Origin of the sequence: Cypionkella sp., from assembly GCF_034376685.1 — a bacterium.
GTDB lineage: Bacteria > Pseudomonadota > Alphaproteobacteria > Rhodobacterales > Rhodobacteraceae > Cypionkella.
Window position 1 is genome coordinate 39,156 of the sequence record NZ_JAXMJJ010000082.1, and the last position, 6,227, is coordinate 45,382.

The window sequence follows — 6,227 nt, forward strand, 5'->3', positions numbered from 1 at the left end:
AGGGTGCGTGCTGGCACGCACCGCGCCTTAAACCACGAACTGCCCGCCATTGGCCGAAATCGTCGAGCCGGTGATGAAACCTGCATCGTCCGATGCAAGGAACACCACGATGCGCGCGATTTCCTCGGGTTCCCCCAAGCGGCCCACCGGGATTTGCGGAATGATCCGCTCTTTCAGCACTTTTTCATCAATCGCCTTCACCATATCGGTGCCGATATAGCCGGGGCAGATGGCGTTCACCGTGATGCCCGCGCGCGCCCCCTCAGCGGCCAGCGCCTTGGTAAAGCCCAGATCGCCGGATTTCGCGGCGGAATAGTTGACCTGCCCTGCCTGGCCTTTCTGACCATTGATCGAGGAAATGCTGATCACCCGGCCAAATTTGCGGTCGCGCATGCCGGTCCAGAGCGGATGGGTCATGTTGAAAAGCCCGGTCAGGTTGGTGTCGATGACTTCCTTCCACTGGCCGGGGGTCATCTTGTGGAACATCGCATCGCGGGTGATGCCCGCGTTGTTGACCAGCACGTCAACCGGGCCAAGATCAGCCTCAACCTTTGCGATGCCCGCGACGCAAGCATCATAATCGGCGACCGACCATTTGTAGGTGGGAATCCCGGTTTCCTTAGTGAATGCCGCCGCCGCTTCGTCGTTGCCCGCATAATTCGCCGCAACCGTATATCCAGCCGCTTTCAGCGCCACCGCAATCGCCGCACCAATACCGCGCGAACCACCTGTAACCAATGCTACCTTCGCCATCTGTTCCTCCTCCAAGGCTATGCTTTGAAATCATGCTACCTAGACGCACAAACGGGCGCAATAATATTGCGCCCGTTTGCCGCATTTTATTTCAATATATCGCAGGCTTAGGCGCGCTCAATACACATCGCCACACCCATGCCACCACCGATGCACAGGGTCGCCAGACCCTTTTTCGCACCCGAGCGGCCCATCTCGTGGATCAGCGTGTTCAGAATCCGCGCGCCCGAGGCACCGATTGGGTGGCCGATCGCAATCGCGCCGCCGTTGACGTTGACCTTGCTGGTATCCCAGCCCATGTCTTTGTTCACGGCACAGGCTTGTGCGGCGAACGCCTCATTCGCTTCGATCAGATCGAGGTCGGCAGCTTTCCAGCCGGCTTTCTCCAGCGCTTTGCGGCTGGCGAAAATCGGGCCGACGCCCATGATCGACGGATCAAGTCCTGCGGTGGCATAGGATGCAATCCGCGCCAAAGGTTTCAGCCCACGCTTGTTGGCATCGGCTTCCGACATCAGCAGCACGGCGGCAGCGCCATCGTTCAGACCCGAGGCATTCGCTGCGGTGACCGAGCCATCCTTGGTGAAGGCCGGACGCAGCTTCTGCATCGACTCCAACGTCGCACCGTGGCGGATGTATTCGTCCTGATCGACCACCACATCGCCCTTACGGGTCTTGATGGTGAAGGCGATGATTTCATCCTTGAATTTGCCAGCCTTCTGCGCGGCTTCGGCCTTGTTCTGCGAAGCCAGCGCAAATTCGTCCTGCATTTCGCGGCTGATCTGCCACTGGTTGGCGACGTTCTCGGCGGTTTGGCCCATGTGATAGCCGTTGAACGCATCCCACAGCCCGTCACGGATCATGCTGTCGATGAAATTCAGATCGCCCATCTTTTGCCCAGCACGCAGATGCGCGACATGGGGGCTGAGCGACATGCTTTCCTGACCGCCCGCGACGATGATATTCGCATCGCCCAGTTGCACGTGCATCGCGCCCAAAGCCACCGCGCGCAGACCCGAGCCGCAGACCTGGTTCAGCGACCATGCGCTGGCTTCTTTTGCCAGACCGGCACGGATATGCGCTTGGCGTGCCGGGTTTTGGCCTTGGCCAGCGGTCAGCACCTGGCCCAGAATGGTTTCGGCGACTTCCGCCTTGTCGATGCCCGCACGGGCGACAACAGCCTCAATCACCGCGGCACCCAACTCGTGCGCCGGAGTGGCCGCGAAGGCCCCGTTGAAGCTGCCCACAGCGGTGCGTGCCGCCGATACGATTACCACATTGGTCATGACTAGCGCCCTCTCCCAGAAACTATCCGGCAAAGCCCCGCTTCGCCGACCTGAACCATGCCCTAGGTCGGCAGGCTGTGAAAAGCAAGTTTTCTGCATGGCCAGATTGACGCAGGGTCAATCTGGTCGGTTTCAGGCTGACTTGCGCGCGGCATTGCGATCAAAAGCCGGTTTCAGGGTGGCTGCCCCGAACAGATATCCCTGCATGCAATCCACCCCCATCGTTTGCAGCATCTGCGCCTCGGCTTGGGTTTCCACCGATTGCGCCACGGTAAACATTTGAAAATGCTTGCCAATCGACAGCAGGGCGGCGGTCAGCACCTGATTGTCCGCATCCTGATGAATGTTGCGGATGAATTGGCCATCCAGTTTCAGGATATCGAAGAAGAAATCCTTGAAATAACGGATCGCCATATTGCCCGAGCCGAAATTATCCAGCGCAAAGGCCACCCCTGCACCTTTCAGGTCATCCATGAAGGCCACCACAAGCTCGGGCACCTGCATCGCCGAGCTTTCGGTGATTTCAAGAATCAGCCGCTCTCCAATCGTGGGGGCGACCGAAAGCCCTTGTCGCAACACCTGCATCCAGCGCGCATAGCCGATAGAGCGCGCCGACATGTTGATGGAAAGCCGCAGATCCGGCACCCGCGCCAGTGCCGCCAAGCCAATCTCCAGCGCGGCGCAGTCGATCTCGCGGCCAATTTCGTGGCTTTCGACCGCCTCCATGAAATCTTTCGCCGGGATAACCCGCCCGGTTGGGTCAAGCACCCGGATCAGCCCTTCCTGAAATGCCACGCGGCCAGCGTCACGCGCCAGCACCACGGGCTGATAGGCCAGACGCAACCTTTTGCTGTCAATGGCTTGCCGCACCATCGACAGGGTTTCCCGATCCCCCACCGAGATTGCCACCCCAAGCGGGCTGGCCACCCCGGCCTGTGCATCCAGACGCGGTTTTGGTCTTGGCTTTATCATGGCGGCATTCCCTATGGGCAGGCGCAAGCGGTGCAACCGATGGACAGCATGGCGCCAGATCGGTAAAAGCCGCCTTAAACATTGGGGTTTTAAGCCAATTTTAGCGATTATGAGGGCGAGATGACCGTTGAGACCCAACGCTGCGGCTGGTGCGGCAGCGACCCTTTGTATGTCGCCTACCATGATGACGAATGGGGCAGGCCAGAGCGCGACCCGCGCGCGCTGTTTGAATGTCTGATTCTGGAAGGATTTCAGGCCGGCCTCAGCTGGATCACCATTCTGCGGCGGCGTGAGACGTTTCGCACGGCGTTTGCCGGGTTTGATCCCGCCGTGCTTGCGACGTGGGGCGAGGCGGACACGCTGCGCTTGCTGGCCGATCCCGGCATCATCCGCCATCGCGGCAAGATCGAGGCGACCTTCGCGGGGGCCCGCGCTTATCTGGCGATTGAGGCGCGCGAGGGCTTCTCAAATTTCCTTTGGAAACATGTGGGCGGCCAACCGATGGACCGCCAGCTTGGCCAGCTGGCTCAAGCTGTCGCGCAAACGGCAGAGTCGGTGGCGCTGTCAAAAGCGCTGAAGGCAGAGGGGTTCAAATTCGTTGGTCCGACAATCAGTTATGCCTTCATGCAGGCGGTGGGCATGGTGAATGACCATCTGACCAGCTGCCCTTGGCATGGCAAAATGGCGGCTGAAGCCTGATCACAACGCGTCACAGAATCGATTCAAGCCTGCGCCATAGTCCGCCTTGGGGCTATTTTCCCCGTCTGTCCCACCTTCTCGGCTGGCATTTTCCAGCCAAGCCCTCGGACCAGTCCCCCGGTCCGAGGGCTTTTTTCATTGGTTGTTGCAACTGCTTGCGCAGGGGCTGATTTTGCGGGCAGTCTTTCGCTTGACGCGGCCCGAAACCGCAGCTGGGCTTTCCGCAGCCCCTGCCGCATGATTAAGCTGGCGGCACAATAGCAGGAGATCAGCATGGCCTTTGGAAAATCCATCCGCACCTATTGGGACGGGCGCTGGCATGACGGCGATCAGGCGGTGATGAAGGCGGCCGATCATGGCATCTGGCAGGGCACCTCGGTGTTCGACGGCGCGCGGCATTTTGATGGCATGTGCCCGGACCTTGATCTGCACTGCGCGCGAGTGAATAGGTCAGCCGAGGCGCTGATGATCACCCCGACCTGCACGCCCGAGGATATGATCGCGATCATCCGCGAAGGCTTGCAGGGCTTTGGGCCGGGGCAAGCGGTGTATATCCGGCCGATGTATTGGGCGCTGCATGGCTCCGAGTTGGGCATCGTGCCGTTGGCCGGGGCGACGGGGTTCGCGATTTCCCTGGAAGAGGTGGCGATGCCGGATGCGGATTTCGCCACCACGGTGACGCGGACAAGGTTCCGCCGCCCGGTGCTGGAGGATGCGGTGTGCAATGCGAAAGCGGGGTGTCTCTATCCCAATAACGCGCGGATGCTGGTCGAGGCGCAGGCCAAGGGGTTTGGCAATGCTTTGGTGGCGGATGCGTTGGGCAATCTGGCGGAAAGTGCGACGGCCAACGTGTTTCTGGTGAAGGATGGCGTGGTGTTCACGCCGGTGCCGAACGGCACGTTTCTGGCCGGGATCACGCGGGCGCGGCATATTGCCAACCTGAGGGCGGATGGGGTCGAGGTGCGGGAAACCGTGCTGACCTTTGAAGATGCCCACGCCGCCGATGAGATTTTCCTGTCCGGCAACTTTGCCAAGGTGACGGCGGTGAAGGCGTTTGATGACACCGAATATAAGGATCGCCAGATGACGGCGCGGGCGCGGCGCTTGTATTGGGACTGGGCTGCCACCCAGCGCTAGGCCCCTTCCCCACGCTTGCCTTCCCGCAGCCTCGGTTGCATGATCGCAGCGTCATGGGGAGACGAATATGCGGAAGTTTCTTGTCGTGCTGGATGACAGCCGGGAATGTCTGAACGCGATGCGATTTGCGGCGCTGCGGGCGGCGCATACGGGCGGGGGGGTGCAGGTATTGTCGATCATCCCGCCGGAGGAGTTCCAGCATTGGATGGGGGTCGCTGACCTGATGCGGGCCGAGGCGCGCGAGCGGATCGAGGCGCATTTCGAGGTGTTCGCGAAATGGATGCGTGACAAGCAGGGGGTGAACCCTGAGCTGATCATCCGTGAGGGCGATCCGGTGGCGGAGATTCTGGCACAGGTCAAGGAAGACCCGGCGGTGGGGATTCTGGTGCTGGGCGCGGGCACCGAGAAATCCGGGCCGGGGCCATTGGTGACGGCGATGACGCGGTCTTCGGGCAGCCTGCCTATTCCGATCACGATCGTTCCGGGCGATATGAGCAAAGAACGGTTGGAGAGCATTACTTAGGGCGGTCCCAACTCGGGACCATTGATTTTATTGGTGGATTTTGAACGGTGCTGGGTATGGTTAATGGCATTTAGCCATGTTGGTCGTATCCGCGCTCGAGTTTGACATTATATTCGGCCGATTTCTTATGCCGCGAGGTCGCTTTTCCAAGGACCAGGAAGTAGCGCTGGCGATGTAATATGCTGACGGTATGGCTTTGGAACGGTCATTGCGGCTGGCAAACTGCGCGGTTTGACCTAGACGTCCGGTTGCGGGATGAAGCTGCAATTCCAAATTGGCCATGCTGGATTCGGTCAAAACCTCTGGGACCATTCCACATCGTTCCATCTTTAGTCAGAAGATGACTTGGACCTTCTATATTGCCGAGCTGTATTCAGAGGAGGGGCAAGAAAGGAAAATCCTATGAGCAAAATGAGTATCGCAGCGGCAGCAATCGCTATGGCGCTGGCTCTCCCTGCGGCAGCGGAAGAGCGGGTGGTTTGCACCCTGGCTGTGGAAATCGGCTCTGCCGACCCGCTGATCCACGAAGGTAGCTGCGATGAGCGGATTTCGTCGGCCTCCACCTTCAAAGTGGCGATTAGCCTCATGGGCTTTGATGCTGGGATATTCACCGCCGCAGATGCACCAGAATGGCCGTTTCAGGAAGGTTATGCCGACTGGAACCCGAAGTGGAAACAGGCGACAACCCCGAAAAGCTGGATGCAGGATTCGGTCGTGTGGTTTTCGCAGCGTGCCACCGAACAGTTGGGGCCCGAACGCTTTGCGGCCTACGTCGATGCTTTTGACTATGGCAACGAGGACGTTTCCGGCGACAAGGGCAAGGAGAATGGCCTGACCAATGCCTGGCTAAGTTCGTCTTT

At 59.8% G+C, this 6,227-nt stretch carries 7 protein-coding genes; 4 read left to right on the forward strand and 3 right to left on the reverse strand.

From position 1 onward, the window contains the following. Positions 1 to 27: 27 nt before the first annotated feature. The 3 genes from phbB to U1A24_RS15820 form a co-directional block, all read right to left on the reverse strand. Complete coding sequence (phbB, locus tag U1A24_RS15810) at positions 28 to 753, reverse strand: acetoacetyl-CoA reductase (RefSeq protein WP_322322940.1); 726 nt, start codon at positions 751 to 753, stop codon at positions 28 to 30. A gap of 107 nt (positions 754 to 860) precedes the next feature. Continuing rightward, on the reverse strand, positions 861 to 2,036 hold the full coding sequence (locus tag U1A24_RS15815; RefSeq protein ID WP_322322941.1) for an acetyl-CoA C-acetyltransferase: 1,176 nt from the start codon (positions 2,034 to 2,036) through the stop codon (positions 861 to 863). A 132-nt stretch (positions 2,037 to 2,168) separates the two neighbouring features. Continuing rightward, positions 2,169 to 3,008, reverse strand: a complete 840-nt coding sequence (locus U1A24_RS15820; protein ID WP_322322942.1) for an EAL domain-containing protein — start codon at positions 3,006 to 3,008, stop codon at positions 2,169 to 2,171. A 120-nt stretch (positions 3,009 to 3,128) separates the two neighbouring features. Between U1A24_RS15820 and U1A24_RS15825 the strand changes: the two genes are divergently transcribed. The 4 genes from U1A24_RS15825 to U1A24_RS15840 all read left to right on the forward strand — a co-directional run. Beyond that, on the forward strand, positions 3,129 to 3,707 hold the full coding sequence (locus U1A24_RS15825) for a DNA-3-methyladenine glycosylase I (RefSeq protein WP_322322943.1): 579 nt from the start codon (positions 3,129 to 3,131) through the stop codon (positions 3,705 to 3,707). A gap of 273 nt (positions 3,708 to 3,980) precedes the next feature. Continuing rightward, positions 3,981 to 4,844, forward strand: coding sequence for a branched-chain amino acid aminotransferase (locus U1A24_RS15830; RefSeq protein WP_322322944.1), 864 nt, complete (start codon positions 3,981 to 3,983; stop codon positions 4,842 to 4,844). A gap of 67 nt (positions 4,845 to 4,911) precedes the next feature. Next, the gene (locus tag U1A24_RS15835) at positions 4,912 to 5,367 is read left to right on the forward strand and encodes a universal stress protein (protein ID WP_322322945.1); all 456 of its coding nucleotides are present in this window, start codon (positions 4,912 to 4,914) and stop codon (positions 5,365 to 5,367) included. 402 nt (positions 5,368 to 5,769) lie between these two features. After that, positions 5,770 to 6,227 (forward strand): penicillin-binding transpeptidase domain-containing protein (locus U1A24_RS15840; RefSeq protein WP_322322946.1); only part of this gene is annotated, 458 nt, incomplete at its 3' end.